We start from the raw sequence: 17,026 nt of genomic DNA, 5'->3' as shown, positions 1-17,026 counted from the left end.
TTCCCATAGTGGGCCTGACCAGCACTTCGGCACATCGGGGGTAACCCTGAAAAATTCACTGATCCTTTTGGACCGCCCGGTCTGTACTCAACGCCCGATCAGATCCCCGAACACCGTGCTCACGGCACGTGGACACGTTCAGCCGTATGGCCGGGCCGTGCGCCAGCTCCGGTAGACCAGGGGCACTATTCGTGTCCGGGGCGCGGTCGGTCACGTGCAGGGCGGGCGGTACGGGAGTTGGGGGAGGTAGCGCTGCCAGAGTTCGGGAGTCATCGCTGTGCCTGCGACCGTACAGATGCGATCGATGGCGTGCGGTAGGTCCAAATCCCAGAGGCGTCGCGCCCCGTCCTTGCTCGCGGCGGCGAGGAAACTGCCATGGGGATGGAATCGCACCACCCAGGGGCTGACGCCTGGGGGTGCGACGGAACTGCCGATCGGGCGGGGGTGCGTGCGGTCGGAGAAATCCCACAGCCGAACCGAACCGTCGGTGCCCGAGGTGGCCAGGGTCCGTCCATCGCGACTGAAGTCCATCGAGACGATGGATAGGTTATGTGCGGAGACTCGGTCGCCGAGCTGTGCGGGCGCTGCGGGGTTCGAGATGTCCCAGACTTGAAAGGCTTCGTTGCCCCAGGTGACGACTGTCCGACCATCGGGGTGCACAAGCAGGGAAGTGATCAGTGACGCCGGTCGTTGCGGAGATTCACCGAGCCGAACCGGCCGGGCCGGATTCGACATGTCCCACAAGGTCATTCGGGTACCCGTGATCGTGGGCGAGGAAGGTGGTTCGGCATAGATCGCTTCGGCGACGGCGAGGAGGGTGCCGGTCGGGTTGAAGCAGGCGATAATGATTGCGTTGGGAGCCACGGATACCGGAGTTCCCAGTGGAACCGGGCGAGTGCGGTCGCTGACATCCACGATCTGAAAGGTGCGGGCTTCTGCGTCGGGGAGTGTCACCAGCAGATTCCAGTCACGATCGAACGACCTCGGACCCCAGTTGGGCGACAGCGCTCTCCAGTCGGACAGTGGGCGAATGTGCCGGAGGTCGGATAGATCGATCACCTTGGCCGTGCCGACGGTTTCATCGTGCACCAGCAGGGTTTTCCCATCGTTGCTCACACTTTGGATGAAGGATCCCGGAGACATCCTGAACTCCGCGACTCGCACCGGATCGCCCGGGTTCCGAGAGTCCCACACAACGAACCTGCCGTCGCTCGAATCGGTCACCATTCGTTCGCCCGCGGCGTCGAACTGCGGGCTCCGGCCCCAACCGGTGTGTCCGGTGAGCTCCGCTGGAGCCAGCGACCACAATCGCACGATCCCCTCGGCGCTCCCGATGGCGAGGGTCTTTCCGTCAGCGCTGAACTCGGTTCCGACCGTCGCGCCGGTGCAGCGGGTCGGGACCTTTGCGTTGCTGAGACAGCGAACCGGGATTGCTGCCAACGAGTCTCCCAGCGGCGTCGGCCTGGCCGCATCGGTAATGTTCCACAGCTGTGCACCCCCCTCTCCGCCGATGGCGAGCGTGCGCCCGTCCGGACTGAAGGCGAGGCCGGGTTCACCCGGCGAACGCGATTTGTTGTCCAGCAACGGCGCCCCGATCGGGAGGGGATGCGTCGGATCTCCGAGGGCCCACAGCTGCGTTGCGGCAACGCGATTGAGCGGCCCATTCGTGTGTATTCCGGTAAGCGCCAGGATGGTGTCGTCGGGACTGAATCGCATGAGTTCGATGCCGAATGGCACCTCGAACACAGTGCCGGTGCGGGTGGCGACGTCTTCCGCGATGCTCCACAGCTCTACGGTCGAGGTGCTGCGTTCCCAGTCGCTGGTTGCCACCGCAAGAAGTCGGCCATTCTGGCTGAACGTGAACGATGCGAGATTTCGATCCAGTGGCGCAGGCACCACCTGCCGCGGCCTTGGTGCACCCCGATCGGCGATATCCCACAGGGTGACGCGCGTGTTATCCGGCGATCCGACCGCGACCGTCCGTCCGCTCGGTGCGAAAGCAACCCAGTAGCCGCTTTTGACGACCTCCGTGGGCGGAGATCCGAAGAGTCGAGGATGCCCGGGGTCATGGACGTCCCACAGTTGTGGCGCAGCCGCCGTCGCGGTGGTCGCCAGCACGTTTCCGTCGGGGCTGAATGCCATGGAATATGCGCCGTACCGGGATTCGAGCAACTGTCCTAATGCCTTGGGGCGCTGCGGATCGCTGACATCCCACAGTCGGATCGTGTTGTCGTGGCTTGCGGATGCCAGAACCTTGCCGTCCCGTCGATAGGCGATGGCGCGGATGCCTTCGTCGTGCGCGGCGATCGGCGTTGCGAGAGGGGTATTTTGAGTGCCGAGCACCCGAGCCCGTATTTCTGGATCGCCAGGCCTGAGTTGGTCGGCGACCAGATACAGCTGGGCGGAAAGGGTCGGATCAATAGTCCGCAGCCGATCTGCCTCTGCCAGTACGGATCCGAAGTCCTTATCGTTGCGCTGCTGCTCGGTGAGTTTGGTCTGCGTGTAGGCGACGACGCCGAGCACCAGCAACGCGACGCCCAGCATGGCGAGGACGATTCGGGTCCGCGAGGACCGTCTTCTCGAATGGGTGCGCGCCGCGCGGGAGGCATGGAGAAATGCGCGGGCCGAGCCACCGACTATCGGTGGATCGACGTGGTCGAGAGATGCCTCCAGCCGGGTTCCGCGATAGAGCAGCGACGGGTCCTGCCCAGTCGAATCCCATTCCACAGCCTCGGATTCCAACCGTTGCCGGACCAGGTAGCCGACGCGGTCCTCATCGATCCAGCTACGTAGTCGCGGCCAGGCGTCCAGCACGATCTCGTGGGTCAGGTGCACCGAGCCGGAGTCCATCGTGATCAGTCGAGTGCGGGCAAGCAATTCCAATGCCGCCGTGGCGGACACCGGGTCGGCGGTGCGTTGGAGCAGGTCCGGGCGCGCGGCGATACGGCGGGTGTCGCGCGAATCATGGGCTACGGCAACGAGTCCGAGCAGCACATCCTTCGCGGCAGTCTGCTGGGGATCGGACAGTTCGCTCCATGCCTGTTCGGCGGTGGCGGCGACGGAGCCGACCACGCCGCCTGCTTTGCGATAGCCGGCGACGGTGAGTTTGCGTCCCTCACGGTGCTGCCACGTCGCGGCCATGACATGGGAGAGCAGTGGCAGTGCGCCGGGATCGTAGCTCTGCCGGTTCTCGTGGTCGCCGACGCCGCACAGTTCGGTGATGACGAGCTCTTCCAAGCCGGACTCCAATTCCAGTCCAGCGTGTTCGGCGGGTCTGGTCAGGGCTTGGGCGAGTTCGTCTTGGCGCATCGGGCCGAGTAGGTAACTACGGTGCTCGAGTGCGTCCTGGAGTTCCGGAAAGGTGAGGCATTGTGCGTAGAAGTCGGCACGCAATGCGATGACTACCGTGGTGTGGGGCCGAGTCGACCAACGGTGCAGCGTGGTCAGGAACGCTTCGCGCTCGCGTTCGTCGTCGCAGACCGTGAACAGTTCCTCGAACTGGTCTACGACGAGGAGTCCGGGCCTATGGGTTGCCTCCTGGTCGGGTGCCGACTCCCGTTCGGCTATGGGCTGTTCAACCGAGATCCCTTCCATTGGAACAGATTTCGCAAGCGCCGAAAGTGGTTTCGAACCGGGCGTCATGGTGGCGACGGACCAGCCGGTCGCGATAAGCGCCGGCATGAGCCCCGCGGCGACCAGTGAGGATTTGCCCGCGCCGGATGCGCCGATCAGGACGATGATTCCGACCGCGGTATCGGCGGTGCTTCGGATCAGCTCGGTGAGTTCGGTAGTGGGCCTGGATCTTCCGAAAAAGAGCTCTCTATCCTGCCCGCGGTATGCCGCCAGGCCCAGATACGGGCAGGTCGCATCCTGATCGTCGTCCGGTGTCCAGGTGATGGCTGCTTGCCAGAGGCGTTGCCATTCATGGACTTCCAGTCGCGGTCGCTGTGGCTGCACCTTTTTGGCCAGATCGATCAGTGCGAGAACCACCGGAAGCAGGGACTCGAAGCGGGCAGGCACGTTGCGCCCCGCCTTCCAGTCGCTGATCCGCTGTGCGGAAGCTGCCGGTACGTGCCGCGCTCCCTGCGCGGCCCGCATCCGAGATTCGGCAGCGTTAGCGACCCTGCGCAGTGTCGGATTGCCCGCTGCGGCATACAGTTCAGCGAACCGTTGCGCGAATATCACACGCGGTGATCGGATTTCCCCCCGGTCTTCGGCGGCGGTGTCCTCGGTCACCACGTGTGCCCACCAAATTTCCCGGGCAACACAGACATAGGAACAAATCTAACCCGTTCGGCGGGCCGGGACGACGTGAGCGGCGATGCGGTGGTGACCGCATCGCCGCTCGTAACCGGCTGGTATTACAGGAAAATCGGATCGCCGTATATCGCGTCGCGACCGTCGGCCTCGGGCGATTGTGCCTCGATGATCGTGTAGGAGCGGATGGTGAGTGGCCCACCGCAGTTCTGTACGAGCAGGTGGAAGTCGCGGCTGATCAGGTAGCCGGTGCTGTCCGACGGCAGCACCTTCGTGCCGACCTCGAACTTCTCGATCTTTCCCGGTGTGATCGACAGGTCGATGCCCGCGCCGGCGTGCAGACTCGGGCCGAGGTCCGCGCTCGCACTCGGTGTCGTGGAATCGCCACTTGCGTTGACGCCCAGGTGGAATCCGGCGTCGATGCCGACGCCGGCGCCAAGGGTGACGGTCGCGGTGATGTCGACCGCGCAGGCGAGGAGATAGCCCGCCTTCAGTGTGCCCGTTCCCGGTGCGTCGACGTGGCCGTAGAAGGTGTCGTCCAGGAACACTTCTCGGTTGGTCGGCATGCCGTTGAGTGGTGCGATCGGACGGAACGCCTCGTCGGTGTGCCCGACGGTGAACGCGAATCCATTGGGCCCGGTGACTGTCTTCTCGTGTGGCGCCATGCCGCCCGCATGGGCGAACGGTGCGGATGCCAGGGTGACCCCGAGCATGGTGACTGCGGTGGCGAGTACCGGCTTGATGTTCATTGTTTCTCCCCGTGTGTTCTTGCTCCCCCTATGGAGCGAGTGCCGCATCCGTCTCGTGATGTCGTCGCTCGGGTCGCTGTTCCGGCTTGGAAGAAACGTAGGGCCGCAGCACTCGCCGATCGACGGCCCTCCTGGACCGGACACCGAGAAAGCGCAGGTAGATGCGGTTGACAGCAGTTATCCGGACCGGCCGAGCGCGCGCTGACCAGAGTTCGGACTATCGTCCGCTCAGGTCTGAGTTCGGCGTCCGAGGTCCTGCTGAAATCCAGGTCAGCGAGGATGTCCTGTCCGGACCGGACGAGAACTGCGGCGTATAGGGCGTGCTTGAAGTGTTTCGGGGCGTGATCGCCGCATTCATGGCGGTGTGCCGGGCCCGGTCGTGCGAAGCTCAGCCGCCGCGGCCGGATCAGGAACGGCGTGGACTTGCGATGAGCTCGATTCGCTGGGCAAGAGCGGTGCGGTCGATCGGCTGGGTCGTGTCGACTTCGACGGTGGGTGTGATGCCGAGTGGCTCGGCTTGCTCGGCCCACATCTGCCAGTCGTCGACCAGACGCTGCTGGTCCTGATACAGGGCTGGACGGCGTCAGCGGGCCCTTGCTACCTCGGCTGGGACGTCGCATCACACTTCGACAGCACGGTCGGCCACTGTCTGTTCGATGCCTGCCTCGGCGAATGGCAAGTCGCGCGGTTTGAACCACCACGAGCGATGACAACGGTTGCCGGTGTCACGACCAGCGAAGATCAGGGTGTTTCCTGATGGTCGGGTGTCGGTGGGGCGTGCCAGTATCGAAAGCATGTACCCGTCTGTGCCCGCGTTCGATGCTGCCCGGGGATATGACCCTGCCCGGGGGTTCGACCCTGGTCGGGGATTCGGGGTGCCCGGTGGATCGGGGTCGATGCCGGTGTTCGATCCCGGGCAACCCCCGTATCCGCGGCTGGTGCGGCGCTCGGGTGGGCGGATTGTCGGTGGGGTAGCGGGCGGTATCGCCGATCACTTCGAGGTCGACGTATTCAAGGTGCGGATGGCGTTTGTGCTGCTGTCCGCGCTGGCCGGGGCGGGCATCGTCGGCTACGGGTTGTTGTGGATCTTCACCCCCGGCGGTGCGGACGCGGATCGGCCTTCCGGCGCGGAGCGCCGGCAGGGGATCGGGCTCGCGCTGCTCGGGATCGGGCTGGCGGTCGCGGTGTCGTGGCTGCTGAGCGGAACCGCGGCGAAGGTGATCATGCCGGTCGTGGTGGTTGCGGTCGGTGCGGCGCTGGTGTGGCGCGAATACGACACCGATGGTCCGCGGTCGCTGCTCGGGCTGCCCGCGCGTCCGTCGGTGGTGACGTGGTCGCGCATCGTCGCGGGGGTCACGCTGATCGTGCTCGGACTCGGTGTGGTGGTGCTGGCCAGGATCGATCTGAGTTCCCTCGGGTCCGCGCTGATCGCGGTGGCGGTCACACTGGTTGGAGCCGGTCTGCTGACGGTGCCGCTGTGGCTGCGCATGATGCGGGCGCTGAATGCCGAACGCGCCGCCCGTATCCGCAATGAGGAACGCGAGGAGATCGCGTCGCACCTGCACGATTCGGTGTTGCAGACCCTGGCCCTCATCCAGCGGCAGGCCGACGACCCGCAGGAGGTGGCCCGGCTGGCCCGCGGCCAGGAACGTGAACTGCGGAAGTGGCTTTTCGAGGATTCCGGCCCCGCGCAGTCGAGTCTGGCTGCGGCCTTGCGCACGATCGCGGGTGAAGTAGAGGACCAGCACGGGGTAAAGGTCACCCCGGTAACCGTCGGGGATGTCTCGATGGATCCCGGCGACACCGGCGCGGGCCTACCCAAGGAACATTTCACCGCCCTGCTCGGTGCGAGCCGGGAGGCCTTGGTGAACGCGGCCAAGCACGCCGGAGTCCCGGATATCGACCTGTTCGCCGAGACCGAGCCGCACCAGGTGAGCGTCTTCGTGCGCGACCGCGGCGCCGGCTTCGATATCGCGGCCATCCCGCAGGATCGGCAGGGTCTGGCGAAATCCATCCGCGGCCGGATCGAACGACGCGGCGGGCAGGTCGAGATTCTGTCGAACCCCGGCCGGGGCACCGAGGTGCGGATCATCATGCCGCGCACTGATTCCGGTGGTCACGACGATCAGGATGACGCCCCCGCGCCGACCGCTGCCGAAACGGCGGACCGGGTTCGGCAGCCGGTGCACCCCGGAAAGTGACGCAGTCCGCACGGTCGGTGTGGCGGTTGTCGCGATGGATCAGGAAGCCCGAGGGTCTGGGTGAGTCTTGTGGTACCGATTGAGTGCGGGTCGCCCGAGGGCGGTCGGCAGTCAGGGTGGGCGATCCACCGACAGACAGAGGAGAAGTGGGTGACCGTGCGGGTCTTTCTCGTCGATGATCACGCCGTATTTCGTTCGGGTGTCCGGGCGGAGCTGAGCCGCGAGCCCGATATGGAGGTCGTCGGAGAGGCCGGTGGGGTGGCCGAGGCGGTTACCGGGATCAATACCGCCAAGCCCGATGTCGTGCTGCTCGATGTGCACATGCCCGAGGGCGGCGGGGTCGCGGTGCTTTCCGGGATCGAGGCCGGGCCGGTGTGTTTGGCGCTGAGCGTGTCCGACGCCGCCGAGGATGTGATCGCGGTGATCAGGGCGGGCGCGCGCGGCTATGTGACCAAGACGATCTCGGGATCCGAACTCGCCGACGGCATCCGCCGGGTTGCCGGTGGCGACGCGGTGTTCAGCCCGCGGCTGGCCGGGTTCGTCCTCGACTCGTTCACCGGCAAGTCACCGGTGCCGGAGCCGCCGCTGGATCCGGAACTGGATTCGCTGACGCCGCGCGAACTGGAGGTGTTGCGCCTGCTCGCGCGCGGCTACACCTACCGCGAAATCGCGGAAACCCTGTTCATTTCGGTGAAAACCGTGGAGACACACGCCTCCAACGTGCTCCGCAAAACCCAGCAGTCCAACCGCAATGCGCTGACCCGCTGGGCGCACCGCCGTCGCATCGACTGAATGCGCTCACATCACCGCGATGAGAATGGCGATGATGATGATCAAGCCGATCAGCAGGCCGACGGCGATCGCCAGTGGCGCGGCGCTCGGCTGCGGCGGCTTGGCCCGCTGCGGCGCCGATGCCTGCACCCCCACTGTTTGGGTGCGATGCGGTCGCGGCAACGGCGTGGAGTGCGGACTGCGCAGTCCCGACGCGGAATTCCGCGCCGCCCACGCCGGAATCGTGCCGTCCTCGGTGCGCACCGGAGCGCCGAGAATATAGGGCCCGGTCCCGGGACCGAAGGCGGCGGTGAGGATTTCGTCTCTTGCCTGGGCCATCGTCGGCCGCCGCTGCGGTGCGGGTTCCATCATGTGCAGCAGGACGTTGGTGAGCATGCCGCTGCGGCTGGGCGGAATGATCTGCGCCATCGCCGCGCGCGTGACAAGGACATCGGTATCGTCGTCGAGACCGAACGGCGGCTGCCCCTCGATCGCGGTGTAGAGGGTGGCGCCGAGGGAGAAGACATCGCTCGCCTCGGTCGGCTGTGCGCCGCGCGCCACCTCGGGAGGTAGGTAGGCGGGGGTGCCGGTGATCACGCCGTCCGGGTCGTCGGAGCTTTCGCCCGCGCCGCGCGAGATGCCGAAGTCGCTGAGCTTGGCCATGCCGACGACCGGACCGCGGTCGGCGACGAGGATATTGCCCGGCTTGATATCGCGGTGCACGATGCCCGCGGCATGCGCGGCGGCCAATGCGTCGGCGACCTGGGCGCCGATCTGCGCCACCTCGATCGGCGGCAGCGTGTCGACCAGCGCCAATGCCTTCGCGACATTGCGCGAGGGCAGGTGCTCCATCACCAGCCATGGCTCGCCCGCCTCCAGCACCACGTCGTAGACGGCGATGGCGTGCTCATGCGAGAGCTTCGCCGCCACCCGCCCCTCGTGCATGATCTGGCTGCGGATCGCGTTCGCCTCCGCTTCGCCGAGGCCGGCGGTGGAGAGCACCTGCTTGATGGCGACATCCCGGTTCAGCAGCCGGTCGTGCGCGAGCCACACCGCGCCCATGCCGCCACCACCCAGCTTCGACTGCAGGCGGTAACGGCCGGCGACCAGATAGTCCGGGCCGACAATGGGGCGGGGGCGATCGATCATGGGTGCAGGGTATCCGAATTCGGTGGTAGCTGGCCTGATTCGAGTCGAGAGTCCGCCAGCCCCGGACGGTGATTTCAGCGCTCGTCCATACCGGGCTCGCAGTGCGCGTGACAGTACTCGCGGCGTGCTCTTGACGGATCCCGGGGGTGGGTTTCTACTAAGAAAGTATCGAACGTATATTCGATATCGATCGATAGCTGGATCGGTGCTGGCCCTGCTTCCGTGGACGGAAGAGGGCTGCCCCGCATGCTTCGCCGTCGGGTCCATCGTGGGAAGTAGGTGGTAGAGATGGGGGCGGATGCGGAATCCCGAACGGGAGTAGGGCGGGATCGGACGCCGCCGGGCGCGGCGCGGGGCGATGCGCCGACGCTGGATGAGCTGCGCAGGCGAATGGCGGCGATACCCGGTCGTGGTGCGGCTGCGGCCGAGCGGATCCCGCTCGGCTCCGAACTGCGCCGTGAATCGCTTGCGGTTCCGCCTGCTCTTGCGGAGTTATTGCCCGACGGCGGCCTGGCAAGGGGCTCGGTCGTGGCCTACAACGGGACGAGTTCATTGCTGGCGGGCGTGCTGGCCGCGGTGACCGAGGGCGGTGGGCACGCCGCGGTGGTCGGGGTGCCACGGCTCGGTCTGCTCGCCGCGGTCGAGATGGGCGCTCAGCTTCAGCGGTTGGCGGTCGTCGCCGACCCCGGCCCCGATCCTGTGGAGGTGGCCGCGGTGTTGCTCGATGGCCTCGATCTGGTGGTGCTCGGGCTCGGCGGCGTCGCCGTCCCGCCCGCCCGGGCTCGTGTGATCGCCGCCCGCACTCGCAATAAGGGAGCCACTTTGGTGGTCACCAATGGCGGCTGGGCCAATCCGTCGCTTCGTCTGGACACCAGGGTCGCCGGATACGCCGGCCTCGGCGCGGGCCGTGGCAGGCTCCGCTCGGTATGCCTGGAAGTCGATGTCCGTAGCAAGGCGGGACCGCCTCGCCGCGGTCGGATTGCGCTGCGTCCGCGCGCGGGACGAGTGGAATGGGTGTCGCTCGAAACTCTCGCTCCGGCAGTCGAAACGCCGGACACGCGCGGGGCGGCATCGTGAGCGCGTACCTCGGGGGCGTGTCATCCGGGGCGGTAGATCCGGTAAGTGAGGTGACGCCCGATGTGCGTGGTGCGGCACCGTGATCCGAGCGGGCCTGCGGTGTCGCTCGCCGATGCGAGGTCGGATACGCATGGCCGCGGCCCGATGCGTCGGCCTGCGCGCTGCCCGGCGCATCGGGACCGGGGCGTCGGGCCGCTCGGGCGCGGATGGTCGAGTTCGGACGATGCGGCCGATTCATGGGGCGTGGCGCGGTGATTCAGCCTGGCCTGGGGCGGAGCGGTTCGCGGGTGCTGGCGCTGTGGTGCCTGGATTGGCCCGCGGTTGCGGCGGCGGCCGTGGCGCAGGTTCCGGCGACTTGCCCGGTGGCGGTGCTGGCAGCGGGCAAGGTGGTCGCGTGTTCGGCGATCGCGCGGTCCGAAGGGGTGCGGCGCGGGCTGCGGCGGCGCGAGGCGCAGGCGCGGTGCCCGAATCTTCTTATCGTGCAGGCAGATCCGGACCGGGATGCGCGGTTGTTCGAGCCGGTGGTCGCGGCCGTCGATGCGACGGTGCCCGGGGTGGAGGTGTTGCGGCCCGGGCTGCTCGTGCTCAGTGCGCGCGGCGCGGCGCGGTTCTTCGGATCCGAGGAGGTGGCCGCGGAGCGACTGGTCGATGCGGTGGCCGCGGTCGGAGTGGAAGCTCAGGTCGGGATTGCCGACGAACTGTCCACGGCGGTGATCGCGGCGCGGCGCGGCACGATCGTGCCGCCGGGAGACGGTGCGCGATACCTTGCTCCGCTGCCGATAGCCGAGCTCGCGGTCGAGCCGAGCTTGGCCGCGCCGGAGCGCGCCGACCTGGTGGATCTATTGCACCGCTTGGGATTACGGCGAATCGGTAACTTTGCCGCGCTGACCTCGGTCGAGGTCGGATCGCGCTTCGGCGCCGACGCCGTGCTCGCGCACCGCAGCGCGCGCGGCGTGCCCGAGCGCCCGCCGTCGGCCCGCCGTCCGCCGCCGGATCTGACGGTGCAGTACCGCTGCGATCCGCCGATCGATCGGGTCGATGCGGCCGCCTTCGCTGGTCGCATGCTCGCCACCCGACTGCACGCCCTGCTCGCCGCGGCCTCGGTGTCCTGCACCCGGTTGTCGGTATTCGCGGAAACCGAATCAGGCGAACAACTCTCGCGTATCTGGCGATGTGCGGAGCCGCTGACTCCCGAGGGCACCGCCGACCGGGTGCGCTGGCAATTGGACGGCTGGCTCACTCGCCGCGACGGTGCCAGGCCCACCGCGCCGATCACGCTGCTGCGACTGGAACCCGTCGAAGTGGTGGCCTCCGGCGCGCTCCAGCTAGGGCTGTGGGGCGGGGTCGGGGAGGAGGACGAGCGGGCTCGTCGCGCCCTGATCCGAGTGCAGGGCCTGCTCGGCGGCGAGGCGGTGCAGGTCGGTGTGCTCAGCGGCGGTCGCGGCCCCGAGGAACGCATCACCATGGTCGCGCTCGGCGACGAGCCGGTGCCCGCCACCGACCCGGCCCTGCCCTGGCCGGGCCGCATGCCCCAGCCCGCGCCCGCGGTGATCCTGGTGAACCGTCCCGCGGTGCGTCTGGAAGCGGCCGACGGCACCCCGGTCCAGGTCACCGACCGCGGTCTGTTCACCGCGGACCCGGCCCGCCTGCATTGGGGGAGCAGGAACTGGCACTTGGCGGGCTGGGCCGGCCCATGGCCGGTGGACGAGCAGTGGTGGACTCCCGAATCGCTCACCGCCGCGGCCGGCGTCGCGGCCCGCGCGCAGGCTCAACTCGCAGGCGAACCCGCCGACGTCCGCGTCCTGCTCCTCATCTACTACTCCGAAACCTGGCGCGCCGAAGGGCTTTACGACTGACCAGGCCGCGACCAGACCATCGCCATGGTGAACGGGTGGCCGAGCAGGCCCGCCCACTTGGGCTTGGTCTCCAGCCAGGCATCGTCGACAAGCGCCTCCACCATTTCGGTCAGCACCCAGCCTGTCTCCAGCGCCGCGGACATGTGCTCGTTCATCATGTGCAGATTGGTGCTGATCGCTACCGACTCGCCCGAGGGCGTCGTGTAGTGCGTCGGCATCCCGGTCACCATCATGAACTGGGGGTGATAGCTGACCATGACGCAGGAAGCGCCCGGCGCGGCCAGCCGCCATGCCTCTGCGTAGTAGGGCGCGAGTGTCGGCAGGTGCTCGTCGATCAGCGACGAGATCACCAGATCGTAAGCGCCGCTGGGCAATCCGGTATCGCGAACGTCTGCCTGCGCCAGAGTGGTGTGCGCGCCGCGGGTCCCGGCCAGCGCCAACATGCCCGCGCTCACGTCGACGCCGTCGATATTCGTGATCCCGCGACCACGCAGCCAAGCGCCGGTGCGGCCGGTCCCGCAGCCGAGATCGGCGGCTCGCCGGACCCGCGCCCAATCCGGACGGTGCAGCCGTTCCAGCAAAGCGAGATCCATCTCGTCCATCACGGTCTGCTCGTAGGTCGGCGCCCACCCGTCGTATCCGGTGGCGACGTCGACGATGGGGTAGTTACGGCGGTCGAAATCCGCGAAGGACGGCATGCGGCGAAGTATTGCCTGGACCGCGCGGCACTCGCCAGCCGATTTCCACCGGAAGCGCCCACCGATCGCGAGTCCTACCTACCCGGATGACGAAGCTCCGCGCTGCCGCGGAGATGCTCCTGGGACTCGATGTGGCCGGTGGTGCGCCTGGGAGTGATCCCCGCAACAAGTCGGGAATCGGTGCACGGCGACCTCGGTATCCTCGGAAATCGTGGATCTGACCGTGCGCCGGGCTGCGCTCGATGACGTACAGATCGCCTACCGGGATTCGGGGGCGGTCTCGCTCGACGCCGTTCCGGTAGTGCTGGTGCACGGTATGGGCGGGGACGGGCATACCTGGGATCGGTTCGCGCACACGTTGGTGCGGGCGGGCCGCCGGGTGATCATTCCCGACCTGCGCGGGCACGGCCGCAGTTCCCACACCGACTCGTACCTGTTCGATGAATTCGGCGCCGACGTGCTGAAACTGTGTGACCGGCTCGGCCTGAGCGCCGTGGACCTGGTCGGACATTCGCTCGGCGGCTACGCGGTGTCCTGCGTCGCGCAGGAACGGCCGGAATTGGTGCGGCGTCTGGTCATCGAGGAATGTCCGCTGCCGCTGCGCTCCGGCGACGAAGAGATGACGCTGACCCGCCGCTTCCCGACCATCCCCGAACTCTGGCACGCCGCGACCAGTCTGATCCGGCATCCGCGCGCGGTGCTGGCCTTCGACCGTTCCATGACGCGGACCGCGCTGGAGCAATTCCGCAAACCCAACCCGGAATGGTGGGACCGGTTGCGCGACATCACCGCACCGACCCTGGTGCTGCGCGGCGGTCCCGGCGGCATGGTCGACCCGGAGAAACTGGCCATCATGCGCACCGACATCCCGGACTGCGCGGTGACGGCGTTCTCCTGCGGCCACAGCATCCACCGCGACCGCTACCACGAATTCGAGGCCGCCGTCCTCCCGTTCCTCGCCGCGCGCTGAGGAATCCGCACTCTTTCTCGTGGGAGTTAGTCAACAGGAGTTGCTTATTGCCGCCGATGCGGTATCGGCGCTGCCGGGCAAGATCTACAGTAAAGCGATGTCCGCACTCGACCATCCGGTCTTGTTCTTTCCTGACGAGCAGTCGTTGCGTGCTCGGCTCGTGGACGACCGCGCCTCGGTGGACAGGGTATGGCCGAGATTCGGTATCAGGGGACCGGTGCACGTTTCGCTGAACCAGATGCGAGCGCGGCGTATGGAGAAGTTCGCCGACGGCCAGAAGCTGGGCTGAGGTGGCACGGGTCGTGACGCGCCGATGAGCGGATTCGAAGGAACATCGTGTTCGGCGGCGGCCGCCGATATTCCATTGCCGGGCACCGCGACTCGGGTGACCGGCTGGCTGTGTGTCGAGCAGCCGGGCGCGTGGGGTCGCGACGTCATCGGTGACGAGGTGCTCGGTCCGGAGATCACTGCCGAACTGGCGGCCCGCACCAAGGCGGCGCAGGTCCGTCCGACGCTGATCCGGCGACCGGGGCGCAGTGAATTCACTGGTGTCCGAACGGTTTTTATCGCAAGCTCGCGGCCGGAGGGTTCCTGGTGCGAACGCTTCGAGATCACCGATCTGAAGCAGCTGCTCGACCTGGATCTGCACCAGCTCAACGGTCCGCCGCCGGGAATCGGTGTACCCGTTGATGATCCACTCGTCCTCGTGTGCGCCCACGGAAAGCGCGACCAATGCTGTGCGCTGCTCGGCCGCCCGATCGCCGCGAGCTTGGCCGCCGAATACCCCGGCCGCGTGTGGGAGTGCTCGCACACCGGCGGCCACCGCTTCGCCCCCGCCGTGGTCCTGCTGCCCTCCGGCCTGACCTACGGCCGCCTCGATGCCGCAGGCGCGCGGCAGGCGGTCGAAGCCGCCACCCGCGGCGCGGTCTCGATGACCGGCCTCCGCGGCCGCAGCTGCTACAAACCCATCGAACAGGTCGCCGAACTCGCTGTGCGCGAACAGATTTCCGCAGCCACCGACGCCCTCACGGTGCGCCTCGAGCCCACCGCAACTGCCCGCGCCCCGATGGGTGCCTCAGTGGAGGCTGCCCCGGTGGGGGACTCGGTGGAGTCTGCGTCGGCTTCGGTGGCGGTGGGGGTGGCGGTGGCGGAGTCGGCAGCGTCTGCGCTGGTGGAGGGCTCGGCCGGGTCTGCGCCGGCCTCCGCGCAGGCGAGTGCCTCGATGGTGCCCACGACCACCGCCGCGGTGGCGAGTGCCGCGGCCGACCCGACGCTGGCAGGCGCAGCAGTGGTCACCCACCATGATGGCCGTCGCTGGCGTGTCACTGCACACTCGGTAGCTTTCGCCCCACGTCAAGCCAGTTGTGGTGCGGCGCCGAAGCCGGTGACCGCGGTGGTCGCCGACGAAATCCAACTCCTCGCCGACGATTGACATCGAGATCGCCCTCAGGGATTGGCCAACAAGCCGATGACTTTCGGTTCGATAGTCGTGCCCGCGGTGGTCGACCTCGGGGCACGGCAGCTGCACATCGCGGCCAACACCCCGTTCCTGGGCCTGGCGATGTGGGGCAGCGCCCGCGCGCAGGCGCGCAACTATCTTCCGGAACCGCGCCTGGTACTGGGCTGATCGCTGTGCCATCGCCCCCTGCGCGATGGCACAGCAGCGCTCACCAGTGGGTGCCGGGAACCCAGCTGGCGGCGCGGCGCAGGGCGGTGCCGGTGACGCGGCGTGCCGTCGACCGCGGACGTGGCTCGCGTTGGGGGGTCAGGGTTTCCGGTACTTCCTCCGGGGCGGATTCCGTTTGCTCGCCCTTGGCGGCGGGAGAGTCGGGCAGTGCGCGGTAATACCGGTGCAGGATGCGGTCGCGGATTTTGGGGGTGAGCAGGGCGCCGTATTCGGCGAAGGTGCCCAGCGGCACATCGATGCGCTTGGGGCGTTCGGTGAGCGCGCGCACGATGGTGGCCGCCGCCCATTCCGGGGACTCGGACGGACCCTGATCGCCGCTCGGGGTGATCATCGGAGTGCGCACCAGCGGCATGTGAATGGTGGTGAAAGTGACGCCGTCGGCCATGGTTTCGACCGCGGCCACTTCGGTGAACTTGTCCAGCGCCGCCTTGCTCGCGAGATATGCGGCGAAGCGCGGAGTGGCCACCTGAACACCGGCGCTGCTGATATTGACGATGTGGCCGAACTTGCGTTCCCGCATCTGCGGCAGCAGGGCAAGCGTGAGCCGCAATGCGCCGAAGTAGTTGACCGCCATGGTGCGTTCGAAATCGTGCAGCCGGTCGGTGGAGCGGTGGATGGCGCGGCGGATGGAGCGGCCCGCGTTGTTGACCAGCATGTCGATGTGACCGTGTTCGTCGAGGATGGTCTTGACGACCTGGTCGACGGATTCGGAATCGGTGATGTCGCACTGATATCCGTAGGCGATGCCGCCCTCGGCCCTGATTTCTTCGACCACGGTCGCGAGTTCGTCACCACGGCGCGCGAGCAGGAACACGATGGCGTTCTTGTCCGCGACGGCAAGCGCCGCCGCCCGGCCGATGCCGGAGGAAGCGCCGGTGATGAGGATGTGCCGGCCGGTGAGGTCGCGGCGGTTGCGCCTGGTCTGCCCGCGCGGGCCGGTGTCGTCAGCGGATGCTCGGGTCATCGCTGCTCCTTTGCAGGTCGATTTGGCACGAACTTACTCCTAAGTAAGTTTACCTGCCAAGTGGGCCATGTCACGCCGGGGGCCCGCGTTCGAACGCATCTCGAATCCTTCGAACATATGTGCGATACTCTGCGCATGGCGGACGATCGGATGGCGGAAGTATTTGCCGCGGTGCGGCTCGGAAGTGGGAATCCCGAGGCGGCCAGGCGGCTGCTCGGGGAGTTGTGGATCGAGATCGGTGCCAGCGGAGATCCCTTGCACCGCTGCCTGATTGCGCATCATCTCGCCGATCTACAGGACACTGCCGATGGGGCGCTACTGTGGGATCAGCGCGCGCTCGCCGCGGTGTTCGGTCCCGGCGTTGCGCTCGACGAAGGGCTTCGCGGTTTCCTCCCCGCGCTGTATCTCAGCCTGGCCGACAGTCATCGCCGCGTCGGCGATTTCGACACCGCCCGTATGCAATTGGCCATCGCTCGCGGCCATCTCGACATCCTCGCCAACGACGCCTACGGCGCCGTGATCCGGGCCAAGCTCGACAGGGTCGGGGCAGCGCTGACCGCCGCGTCGAAAGAGTCGCTGCCGGCAGGCTGACCTGCGTCGACGGGTGAATCTCCGGGATTGCCGCCCTGTTGCCCCTTCTTAATCTT

The 17,026-nt window shown here is 67.4% G+C and carries 14 protein-coding genes; 9 read left to right on the top strand and 5 right to left on the bottom strand.

The genetic code is table 11. From position 1 onward, the window contains the following. Window positions 1-210: 210 nt before the first annotated feature. Together ACFU4Z_RS01195 and ACFU4Z_RS01190 are read right to left on the bottom strand one after the other, a co-directional pair. Window positions 211-4,236, bottom strand: a complete 4,026-nt coding sequence (locus ACFU4Z_RS01195) for a hypothetical protein (protein WP_379058583.1) — start codon at window positions 4,234-4,236, stop codon at window positions 211-213. A 125-nt stretch (window positions 4,237-4,361) separates the two neighbouring features. After that, a complete protein-coding gene (locus ACFU4Z_RS01190) occupies window positions 4,362-5,006 on the bottom strand; it encodes an MspA family porin (protein WP_379058581.1) in 645 nt (214 codons plus the stop codon). An 896-nt stretch (window positions 5,007-5,902) separates the two neighbouring features. Here ACFU4Z_RS01190 and ACFU4Z_RS01185 point away from each other — a divergent pair. Together ACFU4Z_RS01185 and ACFU4Z_RS01180 are read left to right on the top strand one after the other, a co-directional pair. Beyond that, window positions 5,903-7,207 (top strand): PspC domain-containing protein, encoded by a 1,305-nt coding sequence (locus ACFU4Z_RS01185; protein WP_379058578.1) that lies wholly within the window; start codon window positions 5,903-5,905, stop codon window positions 7,205-7,207. A 156-nt stretch (window positions 7,208-7,363) separates the two neighbouring features. Beyond that, window positions 7,364-7,999 carry a response regulator gene (locus tag ACFU4Z_RS01180; RefSeq protein WP_379059288.1) on the top strand — a complete coding sequence of 212 codons (636 nt, stop codon included), beginning with the start codon at window positions 7,364-7,366 and terminating at the stop codon, window positions 7,997-7,999. A 6-nt stretch (window positions 8,000-8,005) separates the two neighbouring features. Here ACFU4Z_RS01180 and ACFU4Z_RS01175 read toward each other — a convergent pair whose 3' ends face one another. Then, a complete protein-coding gene (locus ACFU4Z_RS01175; protein WP_379058575.1) occupies window positions 8,006-9,127 on the bottom strand; it encodes a serine/threonine-protein kinase in 1,122 nt (373 codons plus the stop codon). A gap of 288 nt (window positions 9,128-9,415) precedes the next feature. Here ACFU4Z_RS01175 and ACFU4Z_RS01170 point away from each other — a divergent pair, with 288 nt between their 5' ends. Together ACFU4Z_RS01170 and ACFU4Z_RS01165 are read left to right on the top strand one after the other, a co-directional pair. After that, window positions 9,416-10,204, top strand: a complete 789-nt coding sequence (locus ACFU4Z_RS01170; protein WP_379058572.1) for a hypothetical protein — start codon at window positions 9,416-9,418, stop codon at window positions 10,202-10,204. A 266-nt stretch (window positions 10,205-10,470) separates the two neighbouring features. Continuing rightward, entirely contained in the window at window positions 10,471-12,060 is a 1,590-nt protein-coding gene (locus tag ACFU4Z_RS01165; RefSeq protein ID WP_379059286.1) for a DNA polymerase Y family protein, read from the top strand. On the opposite strand, the gene ACFU4Z_RS01160 is transcribed toward ACFU4Z_RS01165, so the two are convergent. Continuing rightward, the gene (locus ACFU4Z_RS01160; protein WP_379058569.1) at window positions 12,051-12,758 is read right to left on the bottom strand and encodes a class I SAM-dependent DNA methyltransferase; all 708 of its coding nucleotides are present in this window, start codon (window positions 12,756-12,758) and stop codon (window positions 12,051-12,053) included. The two genes, ACFU4Z_RS01165 and ACFU4Z_RS01160, sit on opposite strands and share 10 nt — an antisense overlap. Window positions 12,759-12,969: 211 nt before the next feature. Here ACFU4Z_RS01160 and ACFU4Z_RS01155 point away from each other — a divergent pair, with 211 nt between their 5' ends. The 4 genes from ACFU4Z_RS01155 to ACFU4Z_RS01140 are packed head-to-tail and all read left to right on the top strand — an operon-like array spanning window position 12,970 to window position 15,355. Beyond that, window positions 12,970-13,728, top strand: a complete 759-nt coding sequence (locus ACFU4Z_RS01155; RefSeq protein ID WP_379058567.1) for an alpha/beta fold hydrolase — start codon at window positions 12,970-12,972, stop codon at window positions 13,726-13,728. 19 nt (window positions 13,729-13,747) lie between these two features. Further along, entirely contained in the window at window positions 13,748-14,017 is a 270-nt protein-coding gene (locus ACFU4Z_RS01150) for a hypothetical protein (protein ID WP_379058564.1), read from the top strand. Between the two features lie 24 nt (window positions 14,018-14,041). Then, window positions 14,042-15,160 carry a sucrase ferredoxin gene (locus tag ACFU4Z_RS01145; protein WP_379058562.1) on the top strand — a complete coding sequence of 373 codons (1,119 nt, stop codon included), beginning with the start codon at window positions 14,042-14,044 and terminating at the stop codon, window positions 15,158-15,160. A gap of 36 nt (window positions 15,161-15,196) precedes the next feature. After that, window positions 15,197-15,355, top strand: a complete 159-nt coding sequence (locus ACFU4Z_RS01140; protein ID WP_379058560.1) for a hypothetical protein — start codon at window positions 15,197-15,199, stop codon at window positions 15,353-15,355. 40 nt (window positions 15,356-15,395) lie between these two features. Here the strand turns inward: ACFU4Z_RS01140 and ACFU4Z_RS01135 are convergent, their stop codons facing one another. Then, window positions 15,396-16,379 (bottom strand): SDR family NAD(P)-dependent oxidoreductase, encoded by a 984-nt coding sequence (locus ACFU4Z_RS01135; RefSeq protein WP_379058557.1) that lies wholly within the window; start codon window positions 16,377-16,379, stop codon window positions 15,396-15,398. A 135-nt stretch (window positions 16,380-16,514) separates the two neighbouring features. On the opposite strand from ACFU4Z_RS01135, the gene ACFU4Z_RS01130 reads away from it, so the two are divergent. Further along, window positions 16,515-16,970, top strand: a complete 456-nt coding sequence (locus ACFU4Z_RS01130; protein WP_379058555.1) for a hypothetical protein — start codon at window positions 16,515-16,517, stop codon at window positions 16,968-16,970. The last annotated feature ends 56 nt before the right edge of the window (window positions 16,971-17,026 follow it).

Source organism: Nocardia sp. NPDC057440, from assembly GCF_042802915.1.
GTDB lineage: Bacteria > Actinomycetota > Actinomycetes > Mycobacteriales > Mycobacteriaceae > Nocardia.
The sequence above is the reverse complement of the archived record's forward strand: the minus strand, read 5'-3'. Positions and strand labels throughout refer to the sequence as shown.

Coding starts and splice junctions, on each gene's coding strand:
- ACFU4Z_RS01185 (WP_379058578.1), top strand. CDS start 5,903: ATGCCGGTGTTCGATCCCGGGCAACCCCCGTATCCGCGGCTGGTGCGG.
- ACFU4Z_RS01190 (WP_379058581.1), bottom strand. CDS start 5,006: ATGAACATCAAGCCGGTACTCGCCACCGCAGTCACCATGCTCGGGGTC.
- ACFU4Z_RS01175 (WP_379058575.1), bottom strand. CDS start 9,127: ATGATCGATCGCCCCCGCCCCATTGTCGGCCCGGACTATCTGGTCGCC.
- ACFU4Z_RS01135 (WP_379058557.1), bottom strand. CDS start 16,379: ATGACCCGAGCATCCGCTGACGACACCGGCCCGCGCGGGCAGACCAGG.
- ACFU4Z_RS01145 (WP_379058562.1), top strand. CDS start 14,042: ATGAGCGGATTCGAAGGAACATCGTGTTCGGCGGCGGCCGCCGATATT.
- ACFU4Z_RS01140 (WP_379058560.1), top strand. CDS start 15,197: ATGACTTTCGGTTCGATAGTCGTGCCCGCGGTGGTCGACCTCGGGGCA.
- ACFU4Z_RS01130 (WP_379058555.1), top strand. CDS start 16,515: ATGGCGGACGATCGGATGGCGGAAGTATTTGCCGCGGTGCGGCTCGGA.
- ACFU4Z_RS01160 (WP_379058569.1), bottom strand. CDS start 12,758: ATGCCGTCCTTCGCGGATTTCGACCGCCGTAACTACCCCATCGTCGAC.
- ACFU4Z_RS01170 (WP_379058572.1), top strand. CDS start 9,416: ATGGGGGCGGATGCGGAATCCCGAACGGGAGTAGGGCGGGATCGGACG.